Source organism: Streptococcus sp. KHUD_015, assembly GCF_051106265.1.
In the GTDB taxonomy this organism is placed as follows: domain Bacteria; phylum Bacillota; class Bacilli; order Lactobacillales; family Streptococcaceae; genus Streptococcus.
Genome location: NZ_CP193665.1, coordinates 1506271 through 1522824 on the forward strand (window position 1 = coordinate 1506271; position 16554 = coordinate 1522824).

14 protein-coding genes and 1 tRNA gene are annotated in these 16554 nt (G+C 41.7%); 4 read left to right on the top strand and 11 right to left on the bottom strand.

The window, feature by feature from the left end; all coding sequences use genetic code 11:
* The 11 genes from ACORHU_RS06825 to ACORHU_RS06875 all read right to left on the bottom strand — a co-directional run bounded on the left by ACORHU_RS06825 (position 1) and on the right by ACORHU_RS06875 (position 11372).
* On the bottom strand, positions 1 to 993 hold the full coding sequence (locus ACORHU_RS06825) for an ABC transporter ATP-binding protein (protein ID WP_434364029.1): 993 nt from the start codon (positions 991 to 993) through the stop codon (positions 1 to 3).
* A 398-nt stretch (positions 994 to 1391) separates the two neighbouring features.
* Entirely contained in the window at positions 1392 to 2273 is an 882-nt protein-coding gene (locus ACORHU_RS06830) for a class II fructose-bisphosphate aldolase (protein WP_001018999.1), read from the bottom strand.
* A 134-nt stretch (positions 2274 to 2407) separates the two neighbouring features.
* A complete protein-coding gene (gene vncS, locus ACORHU_RS06835; protein ID WP_434364031.1) occupies positions 2408 to 3742 on the bottom strand; it encodes a sensor histidine kinase VncS in 1335 nt (444 codons plus the stop codon).
* Positions 3739 to 4395: a response regulator transcription factor VncR gene (gene vncR / locus ACORHU_RS06840; protein ID WP_000697944.1), complete on the bottom strand. Its 657-nt coding sequence runs from the start codon at positions 4393 to 4395 to the stop codon at positions 3739 to 3741. Before vncR ends, vncS begins: the two co-directional genes overlap by 4 nt.
* A 140-nt stretch (positions 4396 to 4535) precedes the next feature.
* Complete coding sequence (gene vex3, locus ACORHU_RS06845) at positions 4536 to 5915, bottom strand: ABC transporter permease subunit Vex3 (RefSeq protein WP_000902998.1); 1380 nt, start codon at positions 5913 to 5915, stop codon at positions 4536 to 4538.
* A 55-nt stretch (positions 5916 to 5970) separates the two neighbouring features.
* Complete coding sequence (gene vex2 / locus ACORHU_RS06850; protein WP_000173751.1) at positions 5971 to 6618, bottom strand: ABC transporter ATP-binding subunit Vex2; 648 nt, start codon at positions 6616 to 6618, stop codon at positions 5971 to 5973.
* 12 nt (positions 6619 to 6630) lie between these two features.
* Positions 6631 to 7908 (bottom strand): ABC transporter permease, encoded by a 1278-nt coding sequence (locus ACORHU_RS06855; protein ID WP_434364033.1) that lies wholly within the window; start codon positions 7906 to 7908, stop codon positions 6631 to 6633.
* 140 nt (positions 7909 to 8048) lie between these two features.
* A tRNA-Leu gene (locus tag ACORHU_RS06860) sits at positions 8049 to 8134 on the bottom strand.
* 80 nt (positions 8135 to 8214) lie between these two features.
* Positions 8215 to 8790, bottom strand: coding sequence for a cysteine hydrolase family protein (locus ACORHU_RS06865; protein ID WP_061087750.1), 576 nt, complete (start codon positions 8788 to 8790; stop codon positions 8215 to 8217).
* A complete protein-coding gene (gene codY / locus ACORHU_RS06870; protein WP_000940740.1) occupies positions 8790 to 9578 on the bottom strand; it encodes a GTP-sensing pleiotropic transcriptional regulator CodY in 789 nt (262 codons plus the stop codon). The genes ACORHU_RS06865 and codY overlap by 1 nt, the downstream gene beginning before the upstream one ends.
* A 255-nt stretch (positions 9579 to 9833) precedes the next feature.
* Positions 9834 to 11372 (bottom strand): DEAD/DEAH box helicase, encoded by a 1539-nt coding sequence (locus tag ACORHU_RS06875; RefSeq protein WP_434364035.1) that lies wholly within the window; start codon positions 11370 to 11372, stop codon positions 9834 to 9836.
* Between the two features lie 324 nt (positions 11373 to 11696).
* On the opposite strand from ACORHU_RS06875, the gene ACORHU_RS06880 reads away from it, so the two are divergent.
* From ACORHU_RS06880 to ACORHU_RS06895, 4 genes are all read left to right on the top strand, one after another.
* The gene (locus ACORHU_RS06880) at positions 11697 to 13013 is read left to right on the top strand and encodes an FAD-containing oxidoreductase (protein WP_000958930.1); all 1317 of its coding nucleotides are present in this window, start codon (positions 11697 to 11699) and stop codon (positions 13011 to 13013) included.
* 204 nt (positions 13014 to 13217) lie between these two features.
* Complete coding sequence (gene murT, locus ACORHU_RS06885; RefSeq protein WP_414338550.1) at positions 13218 to 14561, top strand: lipid II isoglutaminyl synthase subunit MurT; 1344 nt, start codon at positions 13218 to 13220, stop codon at positions 14559 to 14561.
* On the top strand, positions 14561 to 15343 hold the full coding sequence (gene gatD / locus ACORHU_RS06890; protein ID WP_000263178.1) for a lipid II isoglutaminyl synthase subunit GatD: 783 nt from the start codon (positions 14561 to 14563) through the stop codon (positions 15341 to 15343). Before murT ends, gatD begins: the two co-directional genes overlap by 1 nt.
* Before the next feature lie 127 nt (positions 15344 to 15470).
* A complete protein-coding gene (locus ACORHU_RS06895; protein ID WP_020900883.1) occupies positions 15471 to 16553 on the top strand; it encodes a M24 family metallopeptidase in 1083 nt (360 codons plus the stop codon).
* The last annotated feature ends 1 nt before the right edge of the window (position 16554 follow it).

Sequence of the window (16554 nt, forward strand, 5' to 3'; positions counted from 1 at the left end):
TTAGAGCTCCTTTCGGTAGAAGCGACGGATAATATCCTCGATATCCGTATCCACCATCTTCAAATCGCGGATTTCAAAATCAGACAGGGTTTGCTTGATAATATCAGCTGACTGGTAGCGGGAACTATCGAATTCAATGTTGAGACTATTTCCTTGTCTATCAATAATCATATCAGGCAGGCCTTCATAGTGAGAAGCGAGATGACTTTGACCTGGTAGCAGTTCAAAGGAGAGCGTCTTCATCTTGCCAAAGGTTTCCTTGAGCTGGCTAACCGTTCCATCAAAAATCTCTTGCCCCTTGTCAATCATAAAAATACGATCACAAAGTTGCTCAATATCGCTCAGGTCGTGAGTTGTCAAAAGAATAGTTGTCTCTTCCTCCTGATTGATCTGGGTAATGGCGCGACGAATGTTATCCTTGACCGAAACATCCAGACCAATGGTCGGCTCATCTAAAAAGAGTACCTTGGGATTGTGAAGCAAGGAAGCCGCAATATCCGCCCGCATGCGCTGTCCCAATGAAAGAGTTCGTACGGGATCCTTGATAAAGTCCTTCAAATCCAAGACTTCATTCAAAAAATCCATGCGCTTATGAAAGAGCGAGTCTGGCACATCGTAAATCTCTTTCAAAACCGTGTAGGTTTCTTGCAGCGCCAAATCCCACCATAGCTGGGTTCTTTGTCCAAAGACAACACCAATATCCTTGACATAATCTTGGCGATTGTCCTGCGGAATCTTGCCGTTAATCCGACAAAAACCAGATGTCGGTTTTAAAATCCCTGTCAGCATTTTAATGGTTGTCGACTTCCCTGCACCATTGGCCCCGATAAATCCTAAAATCTGCCCTTTTGGAACTTCAAAAGTCAAATCCTTGACCGCTTCAAAGGTCTGCTTTTCAGGATGAATAAAGGAACGTAAAGCCCCCTTCAAGCCCGGTTCCTTAACTGTCTTCACAAAATTTTTCTGAAGATGTTCCACTTCTATCATTGCCATATCTATCTCCCTATCGTAAGGAATAGCAACATTGTGTTTTTTACTACAAATATTCTAAATCCTTACTTTCTATACCTTCTACATTTTATTGCTGCAGAAAGCTTTATACCAACCTATTATAATCCAATAAAAACTAGAATGCAAGCGTTTGCCTAAAGTTTATGAAATTAGAGATTTCTCTCTTAAAGTGGTATTTTTATACTCAATGAAAATCAAAGAGCAAACTAGGAAGCTAGATGCAGGTAGCTCAAAGCACAGCTTTGAGGTTGCAGATAAAGCTGACGTGGTTTGAAGAGATTTTCGAAGAGTATTAGTCCAAAATTCTGGCTTAATAGTCTCCTTAAAACGCCCAAAAACCCACCCTCATGGGCAGGTTTCATCTGTATTATTCAGCTAGATTAAGCTTTACCTTCTGAACCGAATACATCGATACGTTCTTCAACTGATGCTTGGATAGCTTTTACACCGTCAGCCAAGAATTTACGTGGGTCGAAGAGTTTTTTCTTGTCGTATTCTGCTTCGTTTGCTTCGTAGTCACGAGCAAATTTACGAGTTGCGTTAGCGAATGCGATTTGGCATTCAGTGTTAACGTTAACTTTCGCAACACCAAGTTTGATAGCTGCTTGGATTTGCTCATCAGGAATACCTGATCCACCGTGCAATACGATTGGGAATCCAGGAAGAGCTTCTGTCAATTTTTGCAAGTGGTCAAGGTCAAGACCTTCCCAGTTTGCTGGGTAAGGACCGTGGATGTTACCGATACCAGCTGCCAAGAAGTCGATACCAGTTGCAACCATTGCTTTAGCGTCTTCGATTGGAGCCAATTCACCTTTACCGATGATTCCGTCTTCTTCACCACCGATAGTACCAACTTCAGCTTCTACTGAGATACCTTTAGCGTGTGCTTTTTCAACAACTTCTTTAGCCAATTTAAGGTTTTCTTCAACTGGAAGGTGTGAACCGTCAAACATGATTGAAGTGTAACCAACTTCGATACACTCAAGTGCATCTTCGTAGTGACCGTGGTCAAGGTGGATAGCTACTGGTACAGTGATACCCATTGATTCAACAAGGTTAGCGATCAAGTTGCGAGCAACTTTGTAACCACCCATGTATTTAGCAGCACCCATTGAAGTTTGGATCAAAACTGGAGCTTTTTTAGCTTCTGCTGCGCGCAAGATAGCTTGAGTCCACTCAAGGTTGTTTGTGTTAAATCCACCAACTGCATAACCGTTGTCACGAGCTGCTTGGACAAATTTTTCTGCTGAAACGATTGCCATTTTATCAGGCCTCCTGTATATTTTTATGGGTCATCCCATTTACATTGTTCATTTTATCACTTTTTGACAAAAAAATCTAGTTTTTCCCGCAGTTTCGATTGAATTTCTTCTAGCTTCATCTATGTAAACCCTTTCTATCCCTGGTCTTGGGCGACTTTTGGAAAAGCTATAAAGAAGGTTAAACGATTATCCTGCACCTCGAAACGATAGGATAATTTTTCATGTTCCAATAGACTCTTAACCACAAAGAGCCCCATCCCAGACCCCTTGGCCTTGCGACTAGCATTGTCAGAAAAAGACTGAGCTAGTTTTTCTTGTTCTTCTGGACTACAGCTATTTTCTATAAAAAATTCCCCTTCTCTCTCTCCAATGCCAACCAAGCCTCCTGAAATAGAGTGCTTAATGGCATTGCTAATGAGGTTAGACAGAATCAACTTCATGACAGATGGGTTTAGATAAGCCTGCTGATGAGTCAAACTATTGTCTATCTGAATCTCTCTTTCCTTGGCTAGCAAGGCATAATCCCTGACTAAAGTTTGCGTCATCTGGTGTAGGTCAATTTGTTCCCTATCATCGCGTAATTCCTGCACAGACGAGAGAGAAAGTATCTGGAGAACGTGGTGATTAAGTTCATCCACAATTCCTAAGGCTACTCCCAGATAGTGGTCTCTATCCTTATAACGACCGACATTTTCTTTCATGTTTTCGATCAGGATTTTCAAACTAGCCAGAGGTGTTTTCAATTCATGAGAAGCCCCTCGTAGGAATTCAACCTTCATCTTCTCCAGCTGGAGAATGGCTTCATTCTTGTCATGCAAGTCCGCAATGACAGTCAAAAGATGCTGGTAAAGGCTATTGATTTGTTCTTTGAGATCGCCGATCTCATCCTTAGAATCCACACGCAATCGCACTTGGGCATCCAAATCCATCATCCGTCGGGTCACCCGCTTGATTTCCAAAATCGGGGCAACAATGGTCCGAGCATAGATGTAAGCCACCAAAAGTGAAATCAGAAAGGATGCCAGCAAGGTATAGGGAAGAAACTGGAGACTGATTTGCTCTGCTTCCTTTTGCAAATCCATGGACGCTAAAAACTGGAGAGTCATGGTACCACCGTCCTGCGTTGTCACCTCGCGCTCCTCGATAAAAAGAGAGGTTGTCTGACGGTCCGTATCCAGAGGAAGACTGTCCTTGACTTCTAACTTGTCCTCAGTCATCTCTCCCTTTACTGTCCCCTTGATCTCACTGGTCTGGGAATACAAGTCTAAGACTTGCTCGATACTCTGCCTATCCTTTCCGTCAAGGGACTGGGCAATGGCTGTCGCTTTCTGGCCAATGGTTTCCTGACGATGACTCAGATAAGTCGAAGGAAAGAGAAAATAAATGGCTAAATGAAGGCAAATTACCAGAACACTAAAAATCGAGAAGGTATAGATAAATATCTTTGTAAATAAACCTGTTCGTTTCATTTTCGCTCCAATTTATAACCAACATTGCGCACAGTGAGGATGCAGTCCAAGTCCAGCTTTTTCCGCAATTCCTTGATATAGACATCAATGACACGGTCAAAAGGAACCTCATCTGTCACCTTCCAGACAGCATCGATTATCTGAGAACGAGTCAAGGCCCTTCCTTCATTTTTAACCAAATAATCAAGAATTTCCAACTCTTTAGCATTGATGGCTACTTCCTCACCTGCTAGGCTGGCACTGTAACTCTCAAAATCCACCCTGGCATCTTTATAGGAGAAGATTCGTCCTGTATCATAATAGCGTTTGAAAATCGCATCTACCCTCACTTTTAAGAGAGAAAGGGAGAATGGTTTTTCCAGATAGCCATCTGCCAGAGAGGCAAAGGCACTCATCTTGTATTCCTCATCCTGAAAGGCAGTCAGCATCAATACAGGAACCTGACTGGTTTTACGAATCTCAGCTAGGACTTCTAGGCCGTTGAGCTTGGGCATCTGGATATCCAGTAAAACCAGGGCTACCTCATAGCTAGAAAATTGCTCCAGAGCTTCCTGACCGTCCGCTGCCTCAATAGTTTCATAACCACAATCCGTCAAATAATCACTGATCCCCTCACGGATCATCTCTTCATCTTCTACAATTAAAATTTTCATAGAAAAACGTTTCACATTCCTTTAAATTTCTTGTTAATCTTTCTATTTTGCCTTGATAAAACCTCTTCCTATCAAGGCAAAATAGATAAAAATGCTACCTATATTATACCCCATTTAGGGGAGAATAGGTAGCAAGTTTTTTATTCACTATCGAGCAAGAGCTCTTTTGGTTGTTTTCTAAGGAGATTGCTTGAAGCAAGCGCCATAACGAGAACCACTAGAACCAAGGCTAGGACAAAGACGATGATAAAGTCTGATGTCTGAATAGAAATATCTAGGCTCGACAAGGTCTTGCTAAAGCCATCTACTTCTGCACCACCACCAAGGTTAGAGGCTTGAGCTGCCTTGCTGGCTTGCTTAGCAACACCTGAAGTAACATTGGCAAGAACAGTGTTTCCGATTGCACGCGCTGTGTAAGTAGCTAAGAAGTAAGCAGAAACAAGAGCAGGAATGGCAATCAAGATGGATTCGGTGATGAATTGACCCAAGATACTTGCCTGCTTGAGACCAATAGAGAGCAGGATTCCCACTTCCTTGCGTCGAGCGTTGATCCATAGGCTGAGTAAGAGGGCAAGGAGAAGAACTGAGAAGCTCAAGCTGCCCCAGAAGAGGAGGTTGGCCATCTTGTACATACCAGAGATGGATTGCTCAAGAGCTGGGTAGTTTGAGGAGCTCTTCACCAGTGTATAGCTCTTCCAGTTGATACCACTGATGCCATTCAACTCTTTCATGACATCATCCAAGTTCTTGTCTGCTGTTACAAAGAAGGTTGCGTCCCCATAAATGGCCGTGTCTTCTGTGTATCCATAAAGTTTAGCAGCCGTATGGATGTCTGTGATAGCAGTATTTTCGTAGAGTTCTTGTGAGTAGGTGACTGCCGACTTATTGTGGCCATCAAAGAGTCCCTTGATTGTCACTTCAACTGTTTCCTTGGCCCCTTTTTCATTGTCTGCATCGTAGACATTAGAGTCTAGTTTAACCTTATCCCCTACTTTCCAGCCGTGTTTTGCAGCCAAGTCCTTGTGCAGGAGGATCTTGTCCTTGTCGTCGTTTGTTAGGTGCTCTCCTTCGACCAGCTTATAAGAACCAGAGACAAACTTGTCTTCTTTAGAGGAGTCATTAACACCTGTAATCATCAAGCTACTTCCAAAATGTTTGGCACGGTCAGGTGTCAGATTTTTCTTGGTTTCTGGCGTTTCGATGAGTTCATATCCAGTCAAATCTCCAATAGCATTGATGCGTTTCACATAAGACTCAATAGCCTTGTTTTCGGTGATTTTTTTGATATCTTCACCCTTGATATTACCTGCACCACGTGGCGTTCCTTGATTGACGCGACGATTGATTTGCATGGAGAAGCTGTTGGTGATATTTTTAAAGGTCTCCTGAGAAGCCTTGGCAGTAGCTCCCTTGATCGACAAGCCGACCAAACTCAAGCTCGCCATAAGGAGAATAATCAGGAAGATGACAATCGATTTGAAAAACTTCCTTGTAACATAGGCAAATGCGTTGTGTAACATAGGTTCCCTTTCTAGATTTTGTTTTATTTTATAGTTCTAACAGAAAAAGCTCATATTATTTCGTAGTATTGCGAGTTTCAGTCAGTTTCTTATCCTTCAACTCAAGTGTAATATCTGACGCTTGTGCCACTTCTTTGCTGTGAGTTACGACGATGACACATTTACCTGTTTTCTGGGCAAGTGATTTGAGCAGTTCGACAATATCTCCAGCAGTTTTAGGGTCTAGATTTCCTGTTGGCTCATCTGCTAGAATAACTGGAGCTTCTGAGACCAAACTGCGAGCAATGGCAACACGTTGTTGTTGACCACCTGATAACTGGAGAACATTCCGCTTGATCTGACTTTCATCTAAACCAAGCTCAAGCAGTGTATCCTTGCTTGCCTTTTTGTTGACCAAGCGGATATTTTCCAGTGGAGAAAGATAATCTATCAAGTTATAATTTTGAAAGACCAGGGAAATATGGTGCATGCGATGGTAGGAATACCCCTTCTTACGAATGTCCTCTCCTTGGAAAAGGATAGAACCTTCAACAGGACTATCTAGACCAGCCAGTAGGGACAAGAGAGTGGATTTTCCTGCTCCTGACTCACCAATAATACTGTAAAATTTCCCGGGTTCAAAATTATAATTGATCTGATATAGGACTGCTTCAGCAGTGTTCTTATAACGGTAGGTAACATCTTGTAATTGTAATAAAGTCATGATTTCTCCTTCTTAACTAATAGATGATAAAATTTCTTTCGGCGATTTTCTAAATAAGAATAGGAAACAAAGGGCTACAGATAAGCAACTAAGCAGAACTAGAAAAACATAGGATTCTGCAAAAGATAAGATGCTGGTTGATAAACTGCTTGCTTTGGCTAGTGTATCTTGTAAGCTTGCCTGATCTCCACTGGCTAGGACAGTTTGGAGCAGATAAGATGTAATGGCGTTTCCTGCAACAAATGCTGGAAGCAAAGCACCTATAGATACCAAAACTACCTCTAAACAGAACTGTAGGAAGATCGAGCTCTTGCCTTTTCCAAGTGCAAGTAAAATTCCCACTTCATAGACTCTTTCTCTCAACCAAAGAGACAAGACCAAAATTAAGGCTCCAGCTCCAGCTATCAACATCCCATAAAGGAAGATGGTCAGGAAGGTTTGGAAGGTAGCAACTGAGTCTTTGATTTGTTCAAAAGCCTTGCTTTCCTTCTCGACTTGGTAGCCTTGACTTTCCAAGACTAAGTTTTCCACCTGCTTCATAAGTCCATCCATTTCCTTAGGATTTTCTACATAGAAGCGAGCTGAACTGACTTGAGGTTCACCATTTTCCAAAAGGATTTGGCTACTTTCATAGTCTGTAAAGACTTGGTTTTCACTGAAGTCGGAAGATAAGCCTGTGAATTTCTCCTGTTTTTTACCAGAAAAGATGCCGACAATCTCAAACTCTACTGTTTGTCCTTTGCCAGATTCTGACTGTCCAGCATCCAAGCTAATCTTATCATGAAGCGTAAGACCGTTCTTCTTGGCCAACTCTTCGTGGATCAAGATTTTCTTGGAATCCCCTTTTTGAAGGTGTCGCCCTTCTTTTAGATTGAAAGCCGAGCTGGTAAAGATCACATCCTTAGATGAATCCTCAAGAGCTGTTAAACTAACCAAGTTTTTGTCTGCAGCTGATAAATCATCACGCTCCACGCTCTGCTCGCCACTCACCGCTTCCTTGTCTTTTAATTTTGCGACCGTCTCGAGTTCAGGAGAGACATTTTCCAGTCCCTTAATCTTGCTTACAGATACTAGGTCCGACAGCTTGAAAGTCTGACCATTTTCTATCTTCTTAATCGAAAAAGATGTGTTGAGTGATTTATAAAGATTGGTTTCCACTGTTTTATTGGACTTCATCAGAGTCAAACAGGCTGAAATTCCAGCCAATAGGACCAATAAAATCAGAAATAAAATAAAACTTCTCAGTCGTTTTCTGCTGACATAAGCCCAAGCTCTTTGGATTGGATTCATTTGTCACCTCCATATTTGTAAGACTATTATAAAATTCAAATATGAAATGTTTATGAAATGCAAAAAAAGAGCAAAAATTTTTTTGCTCTACTTGAATTAGATGAAAACAAAAGAGCTAGCCTAAGCTAACTCTTATCCTATGCGGAGAGAGGGACTTGAACCCTCACGACCTAAAGCGGTCACAGGATCCTTAGTCCTGCGCGTCTGCCAATTCCGCCATCCCCGCGTCGATTACTTTACTAGTATATCAACTTTTAGGACTCTTGTCAACACTTTTTTCAAATTTTTTTCATTTCACCAACTAAATTACTCTGAAATTTCATTTAGCTTCTCATCTACTAACTTAGCTCCAAGTGTATTTTTGAAATGGCCTAGAGCAAATTGATGATTTTCAGGCCAGATAGAAGCAACGGCTGGTTGAACAATCTCGATATCATATCCTAGATTATAGGCATCTATAGCTGTATGTAGGACACAGATATCGGTCAAAACCCCTGTTAAGATAACTGTAGAAATTCGACGCTCTCTCAAGCGGATATCCAGGTCAGTCCCTGAAAAAGCTGAGTAATGGCGTTTATCCATCCAAAAGACACGACTGTCTGAACCATGCTCTTGATAAAATGTACCCAAATCTCCGTATAAATTGCGTCCACTAGTCCCAATCAAATTGTGAGGAGGAAATAGCTTGCTTTCTGGATGGAAACAATCGTTTTCTTCATGAGCATCGATAGTAAAGAAGATGTAATCTCCGCGTTCAAAAGCTAACCGAGTCACCTTACTAATGGCTTCCGAAATAGCTTGAGCTGGAGCACCTGCTGTCAATTTACCACTGTCGGCAACAAAATCTTCTGTATAATCAATCGAAATCAAAGCTTTAGTCATTAGTAATCTCTTTTCTTCACTTCTTCAAAAATATCTGAAATCAAGACCTTAAGATAGGTTCCCTTCATTCCAAGTGAGCGACTTTCAATAATCCCTGCAGACTCAAGTTTACGAAGAGCATTGACAATCACAGAACGGGTGATTCCGATACGGTCTGCAATCACAGACGCAGTCAACTGCCCTTCATTTCCATTTAATTCCCCTAAAATCGCTGAAACAGCACGAAGTTCGGAATAAGAAAGGGTGTTAACCGCCATGGTGACAGCAGTACGGCGACGGATATTTTTCTCATCTTCTTCACGCTGGAAGTTGAGGAGTTGAATCCCAACAACGGTACTGGCAATCTCAACAAGGATCAAATCCTCATCTTCGAATTTTTTATCATTGCGCCAAATAATCAAAGAACCAAGGCGAATCCCTGATACATGAATCGGTGCAATGGTTGTCAAGCCATCTGGAAAATCCGAACGACTCTCTACAGGGAAAATACTCAAATCATGATCAACTGTCAGATTTGCTTCTGTATCGTAAATCATGTTCGCACCTTGAATGTAGTCATCTGGGAAAATCTTAGTTTGGAAGAACTGCTCTACACGATCCGTATTGGTTTTATAACGCATAAAATAGCCAAGGAGACGTCCCTTGCTATTTACGATACAAGCATTACAATCAATAATATCTGCCAGTTGACGCGTAATCGCATTGTAGGGAAGTTCTTCCTGCAACTGCTCCTCCGAGCGCTTCAGGATAGAAGTAATTTTTCTTGTTTTTTCTAATAAATGTGCCATTTTTCACCTCGAATTTAATCGCTATCATTATAACATAAAAAGCTTGAATTTTCAATTATTATCTGAAAATTGCTTATTTAATTGCAATTTGAAAAAACAAGAATATTTTTAATTAAATTGCTTCTTTTCTATTGACAAGTTCCCTATTTTTGTGTATTATAATATTACAAGAAGATAATATATCTATTTTATTTATCTTTCTTTTCCATTCGGTCTCCTTATATAAAAAAGCGATTCATTTTGAACCGCTTTTTCTTATTTATCGCCCTTGTTACGAATAACAAAGCCTGTTTGCTTTTCACTTGAAGTATTGCGTGGTTTTTTATTGTCTTTATTACGGTAACGTCTGTCTTTATCAAAACGACCATTGCCACGGCGATCACGGTCTCGACGGTCGTCCCCACGACGGCCTCCACGACCTCCCTTAGCTTTACCACCGAAGCCATTACCCGATGGTTTAAACGGTAGTGGTTTTTCACGTGCAATCTCCACTTCAGGAAGACTATCTGGATCCTGAACTGTTAAGCTGAGAATATACATGGCCAATTCTTCAGGGCTGAATTCTGAGGCCAATTGACGAGCATCCTTGCCAAACTTCTCAAAGTTGCTACGAATCTCCTCATTAGCAAAATCACGTTCGATTTTCTTAAGAGCTACTTGCTTTTTAGCTTGGAAGGCTTCTTCTGCACTTGCAGGTTTGAGACCTTTCATGCGTTTCTTTGTCAAATTCTCGATGATTTGGAGGTAACCCATTTCATTAGGTGAAACGAAGGTAATAGACTGACCTGATTTACCAGCACGACCTGTACGCCCGATACGGTGAACATAACTTTCAGGATCTTGTGGAATATCGTAGTTGTAGACATGGGTCACACCTGAAATATCCAACCCACGCGCTGCAACGTCCGTCGCAACTAGAACATCCAGATTACCGTTTTTAAAATCACGAAGGACACGCAGACGTTTGTTTTGGTCTAGGTCGCCATGAATTCCTTCTGCACGGAAGCCACGGATTTTAAGTCCACGAGTCAATTCATCCACACGGCGTTTGGTACGACCAAATACAATAGCAAGTTCTGGTTGTTCCACATCCATAAGACGAGTCATAGTATCAAATTTTTCTTGCTCTTTGACACGGAGATAGTATTGGTCAACCAATTCTGTCGTCAATTCCTTGGCAGCAATCTTGACATGCTCAGGTTCTTTCATAAACTGAACACCGATACGTTTGATAGCATCTGGCATAGTTGCTGAGAAAAGCAAAGTTTGACGGCTTTCAGGGACACGGGAGATGATCGCTTCGATATCTTCAAGGAAGCCCATGTTGAGCATTTCATCTGCTTCGTCAAGGATAAGAGTTTCAATATCTTGTAATTTCAAGGCCTTGCGTTTGATCAAGTCTAAGAGACGACCAGGTGTTCCCACCACGATATGGGCACCAGATTTAAGAGCCTTAATTTGTTTTTCAATGCTTGATCCACCGTATACTGAGCGGACTTTAACTCCCTTACTACGACCAAAACGGAACAATTCCTCTTGACTTTGGACAGCGAGTTCACGAGTTGGAGCAATCACCAAGGCTTGGATAGTTGCTTCTTCTGTACGAATTTTTTCAAGGGTTGGTAAGCCAAAGGCTGCAGTTTTCCCTGTACCAGTCTGTGCTTGACCGATAACATCCTTGCCTTCAAGGGCCAAAGGAATGGTTTGTTCTTGGATCGGACTGGCTTCTACAAATCCAGCTTTTTCAATCTCTGCTAGCAAATCAGCAGACAAGTTTAATTCATTAAATTTCACGTTGTTCTTCTTTCTAAAGGTGGTGCGAAGCCACCCTATAGCGCTTTTTATACTTTTCTTTTCATGACGTATTCTCATTCTGGATGAAATACTGTGTTGCTTCTTTTCCACGAAAGAAAAGTACTGTTTTCTTTGCAACCTATCTAGTATAACACAAGACAAACTTAAAAGATAGCATTATCCGAAAATAAAGTCATGTAAACGATTTTTTGAGAAAATGAGGCTGAAATTTCAACTATTTTATAAACTTTTTTAAAGCGTAGCAGAATTGTGCAAAAGTTTTTTTCTTGTGCTAGAATGAAAGTCGAAAAGGAGGAACTCTAAATGTTAACTTATGATTTAATCGTTATCGGATTTGGTAAAGCTGGTAAAACACTAGCAGGTAAATTGGCTTCAGCTGGCAAAAAAGTTGCCCTCGTTGAACGTAGTAAAGCTATGTACGGTGGAACTTGTATCAACATTGGTTGTATCCCAACTAAAACTTTGCTAGTTGCTGCTGAGAAAGACTTGTCTTTTGAAGAAGTGATTGCTACCAAAAATACTATCACTGGTCGCCTCAACGGTAAAAACTATGCGACTGTTGCTGGTACAGGCGTGGATATCTTTGATGCGGAAGCTCACTTCCTTTCAAATAAAGTCATCGAAATCCAAGCTGGTGATGAAAAGAAAGAACTGACCGCTGAAACAATCGTCATCAACACTGGTGCTGTTTCAAACGTCTTGCCAATCCCTGGACTTGCTACAAGCAAAAACGTCTTTGACTCAACAGGTATTCAAAACTTGGACAAATTGCCTGAAAAACTTGGAATCCTTGGTGGCGGAAATATCGGTCTTGAATTTGCTGGTCTTTACAACAAACTTGGAAGCAAGGTTACAGTTCTAGATGCCTTGGATACTTTCCTACCTCGTGCAGAACCTTCCATCGCAGCTCTTGCTAAGCAATACATGGAAGAAGACGGTATTGAATTGCTTCAAAATATCCGCACTACTGAAATCAAAAACGATGGTGACCAAGTGCTCCTCGTAACTGAAAACGAAACTTACCGTTTCGACGCCCTTCTCTACTCAACTGGACGCAAACCAAATGTAGAACCACTTCAACTTGAAAATACAGATATTGAACTAACTGAACGTGGTGCTATTAAAGTAGACAAACATTGTCAAACAAACGTTCCTGGTGTCTTTGCAGTTGGAGATGTCAACGGTGGCCTTCAATTTACTTACATTTCACTTGATGACTTCCGTGTTGTTTACAGCTACCTTGCTGGAGATGGCAGCTACACACTTGAAGACCGTCTCAATGTACCAAATACTATGTTCATCACACCTGCACTTTCACAAGTTGGTTTGACTGAAAGCCAAGCAGCTGATTTGAAACTTCCATACGCAGTGAAGGAAATCCCTGTTGCAGCAATGCCTCGCGGTCACGTAAATGGAGACCTTCGCGGAGCCTTCAAAGCGGTTGTTAATACTGAAACAAAAGAAATTCTTGGAGCGAGCATCTTCTCAGAAGGTTCTCAAGAAATCATCAACATCATCACTGTTGCTATGGACAACAAGATTCCTTACACTTACTTCACAAAACAAATCTTCACTCACCCAACCTTGGCTGAGAACTTGAATGACTTGTTTGCGATTTAAGTTGAGATTTAATCGTATCGAACAGCCCTCTGAGGGCTGTTTTCATTTCTGCGAAATCTCATACTCTTCGAAAATCAAATTCAAACTACGTCAGCTTCACCTTGCCGTACTCAAGTACAGCCTGCGGCTAGTTTCCTAGTTTGCTCTTTGATTTTCATTGAGTATCAAATCTGTCTTTTCCCTCTTTTATGATATAATAGAAACATGAAATTAAAAACTACTTTGGGCCTCCTAGCTGGGCGTTCTTCCCACTTCGTTTTAAGCCGTCTTGGCCGTGGAAGTACGCTACCAGGAAAACTTGCCCTTCAATTTGATAAAGATATTTTACAAAACCTAGCTAAGAACTACGAGATTGTCGTGATCACTGGAACCAACGGAAAAACCTTGACAACTGCCCTGACTGTCGGCATTTTAAAAGAGGTTTATGGTCAAGTTCTGACCAACCCAAGCGGTGCAAACATGATCACAGGAATTGCGACAACCTTCCTAACAGCCAAATCTTCTAAAACTGGTAAAAATATTGCCGTTCTAGAAATCGACGAAGCCAGTCTATCTCGTATCTGTGACTATATCCAACCAAGCTTATTTGTTATCACCAATATCTTCCGTGACCAGATGGACCGCTATGGTGAGATTTACACAACTTACAAGATGATTTTGGATGCTATTCGTAAGGTACCTACGGCTACTATTCTCCTAAATGGTGACAGTCCTCTTTTCTACAAGCCTGCTATTCCAAATCCTGTACAGTATTTTGGTTTTGACTTGGAGAAAGGTCCAGCCCAACTGGCTCACTATAATACCGAAGGGATTCTCTGTCCTGACTGCCAAGGAATCCTCAAATATGAGCATAATACCTATGCAAACTTGGGTGCCTATATCTGTGAAGACTGCGGATGTAAACGTCCTGATCTCGACTATCGCTTGACAGACTTGGTTGAGTTAACCAACAATCGCTCTCGCTTTGTCATTGACGGACAAGAATACGGTATTCAAATCGGTGGTCTCTACAATATCTACAACGCCCTTGCTGCAGTTGCTATCGCCCGTTACCTAGGCGCTGATTCTCAACTGATTAAACAAGGATTTGACAAGAGTCGTGCTGTCTTTGGACGACAAGAAACCTTCCATATCGGTGACAAAGAATGTACCCTTGTCTTGATTAAAAATCCAGTCGGTGCGACCCAAGCTATCGAGATGATTAAACTAGCTCCTTATCCATTTAGCCTATCTGTCCTCCTTAACGCTAACTATGCAGATGGAATTGATACAAGCTGGATCTGGGATGCTGATTTTGAACAAATCACTGAGATGGACATCCCTGAAATCAACGCTGGCGGTGTTCGCCATTCTGAAATTGCTCGTCGTCTACGAGTAACAGGCTATCCAGCTGAAAAAATCACTGAAACAAGCAATCTGGAACAAGTTCTCAAGACCATTGAGAACCAAGACTGCAAACATGCCTATATCCTAGCTACCTATACTGCTATGCTGGAATTCCGCGAACTGCTGGCTAGTCGTCAGATTGTTAGAAAGGAGATGAACTAATGGTTTATACTTCACTTTCCTCAAAAGCTGGCAATTACCCCTATCAGCTAAACATTGCCCACCTCTACGGAAATCTCATGAATACCTACGGGGACAATGGAAATATTCTCATGCTCAAGTATGTTGCTGAAAAACTGGGAGCCCATGTGACCGTTGACATCGTTTCACTTCATGATAATTTTGATGAAAACCACTATGATATCGCCTTTTTCGGTGGCGGCCAAGACTTTGAACAAAGTATCATTGCAGACGACTTACCTGCTAAAAAAGAGAGCATTGACAACTACATCCAAAACGACGGTGTGGTTCTCGCTATCTGCGGTGGTTTCCAACTATTGGGGCAATATTATGTTGAAGCTTCAGGAAAACGCATCGAAGGATTAGGGGTTATGGGGCACTACACCCTCAACCAGACCAATAACCGCTTTATCGGGGACATCAAGATTCACAATGAAGATTTCAATGAAACCTACTATGGATTTGAAAATCACCAGGGCCGTACCTTCCTCTCTGATGACCAAAAACCACTGGGACAGGTTGTCTATGGAAATGGAAATAACGAAGAAAAAGTCGGTGAAGGGGTTCATTATAAGAATGTCTTTGGTTCTTACTTCCACGGGCCTATCCTCTCTCGTAATGCCAATCTAGCTTATCGCCTAGTCACTACTGCCCTCAAAAAGAAATATGGTCAGGACATTCAACTCCCTGCTTATGAGGACATTCTCAGCCAAGAAATCGCTGAAGAATACAGTGACGTCAAAAGCAAGGCAGACTTTTCTTAAAACAAGGAAAACCATATCAAAGAATTCCATTATCTTGTCGGAGTTCTTTTTGTCTTTTCTTTTACCCTTCTCTCTTGCATTTTCTATCTTTTTTTGCCAAAATAGAGGAGTAGAAAGAAGGTAGCATATGTCTAAATTACAACAAATCGTAACATATCTTGAATCAGAAAAACTAGACGTCGCTGTCGTATCTGACCCCGTCACAATCAATTACCTCACTGGCTTTTACAGTGATCCCCATGAACGCCAAATGTTCCTTTTTGTCCTAGCAGATCTGGAACCCCTCCTATTTGTCCCTGCCCTTGAGGTTGAGCGTGCAAGCAGCACTGTTTCCTTCCCAGTTGTGGGCTATGTGGACTCTGAAAATCCATGGCAAAAAATGAAACATGCTCTTCCACAACTTGACTTCAAACGTGTCGCTGTTGAGTTTGACAATCTTATCTTGACCAAGTACCATGGCTTGAAAACAGTTTTTGAAACTGCTGAGTTTGACAACCTCACTCCTCGTATCCAACGCATGCGCCTCATCAAATCAGCTGATGAAGTACAAAAAATGATGGTTGCAGGTCTCTATGCGGACAAGGCTGTTAAGGTTGGTTTTGATAATATTTCTCTTGATAAGACAGAGACAGATATCATCGCTCAAATTGACTTTGCTATGAAGCGTGAAGGTTATGAAATGAGTTTTGATACTATGGTCTTGACTGGCGATAACGCTGCAAATCCACACGGTATTCCAGCAGCAAACAAAGTTGAAAATAACGCCCTTCTCCTCTTTGACCTTGGTGTTCTCGTCAACGGCTATGCGTCAGACATGACTCGTACAGTCGCAGTTGGCAAACCTGACCAATTCAAGAAAGACATTTATAACTTGACTCTTGAAGCCCAACAAGCTGCTCTTGACTTTATCAAACCAGGTGTGACTGCCCATGAAGTGGACCGTGCTGCCCGTGAGGTCATCGAAAAAGCTGGTTACGGCGAGTACTTCAACCACCGTCTCGGTCACGGTATCGGTATGGATGTCCACGAATTCCCATCTATCATGGAAGGAAACGACATGATCATCGAAGAAGGCATGTGCTTCTCTGTTGAACCAGGTATCTATATCCCTGGTAAAGTCGGTGTCCGTATCGAAGACTGCGGTGTTGTTACCAAGGAAGGCTTTGACCTCTTTACAAGCACCAGCAAAGACTTGCTTTATTTTGATTAAT

Bases quoted from the DNA above. Each gene is read 5' to 3' on its own strand.
- ACORHU_RS06825 (WP_434364029.1), bottom strand. From the start codon at position 993: ATGGCAATGATAGAAGTGGAACATCTTCAGAAAAATTTTGTGAAGACA.
- ACORHU_RS06830 (WP_001018999.1), bottom strand. From the start codon at position 2,273: ATGGCAATCGTTTCAGCAGAAAAATTTGTCCAAGCAGCTCGTGACAAC.
- vncS (WP_434364031.1), bottom strand. From the start codon at position 3,742: ATGAAACGAACAGGTTTATTTACAAAGATATTTATCTATACCTTCTCG.
- vncR (WP_000697944.1), bottom strand. From the start codon at position 4,395: ATGAAAATTTTAATTGTAGAAGATGAAGAGATGATCCGTGAGGGGATC.
- vex3 (WP_000902998.1), bottom strand. From the start codon at position 5,915: ATGTTACACAACGCATTTGCCTATGTTACAAGGAAGTTTTTCAAATCG.
- vex2 (WP_000173751.1), bottom strand. From the start codon at position 6,618: ATGACTTTATTACAATTACAAGATGTTACCTACCGTTATAAGAACACT.
- ACORHU_RS06855 (WP_434364033.1), bottom strand. From the start codon at position 7,908: ATGAATCCAATCCAAAGAGCTTGGGCTTATGTCAGCAGAAAACGACTG.
- ACORHU_RS06865 (WP_061087750.1), bottom strand. From the start codon at position 8,790: ATGACTAAAGCTTTGATTTCGATTGATTATACAGAAGATTTTGTTGCC.
- codY (WP_000940740.1), bottom strand. From the start codon at position 9,578: ATGGCACATTTATTAGAAAAAACAAGAAAAATTACTTCTATCCTGAAG.
- ACORHU_RS06880 (WP_000958930.1), top strand. From the start codon at position 11,697: ATGTTAACTTATGATTTAATCGTTATCGGATTTGGTAAAGCTGGTAAA.
- murT (WP_414338550.1), top strand. From the start codon at position 13,218: ATGAAATTAAAAACTACTTTGGGCCTCCTAGCTGGGCGTTCTTCCCAC.
- gatD (WP_000263178.1), top strand. From the start codon at position 14,561: ATGGTTTATACTTCACTTTCCTCAAAAGCTGGCAATTACCCCTATCAG.
- ACORHU_RS06895 (WP_020900883.1), top strand. From the start codon at position 15,471: ATGTCTAAATTACAACAAATCGTAACATATCTTGAATCAGAAAAACTA.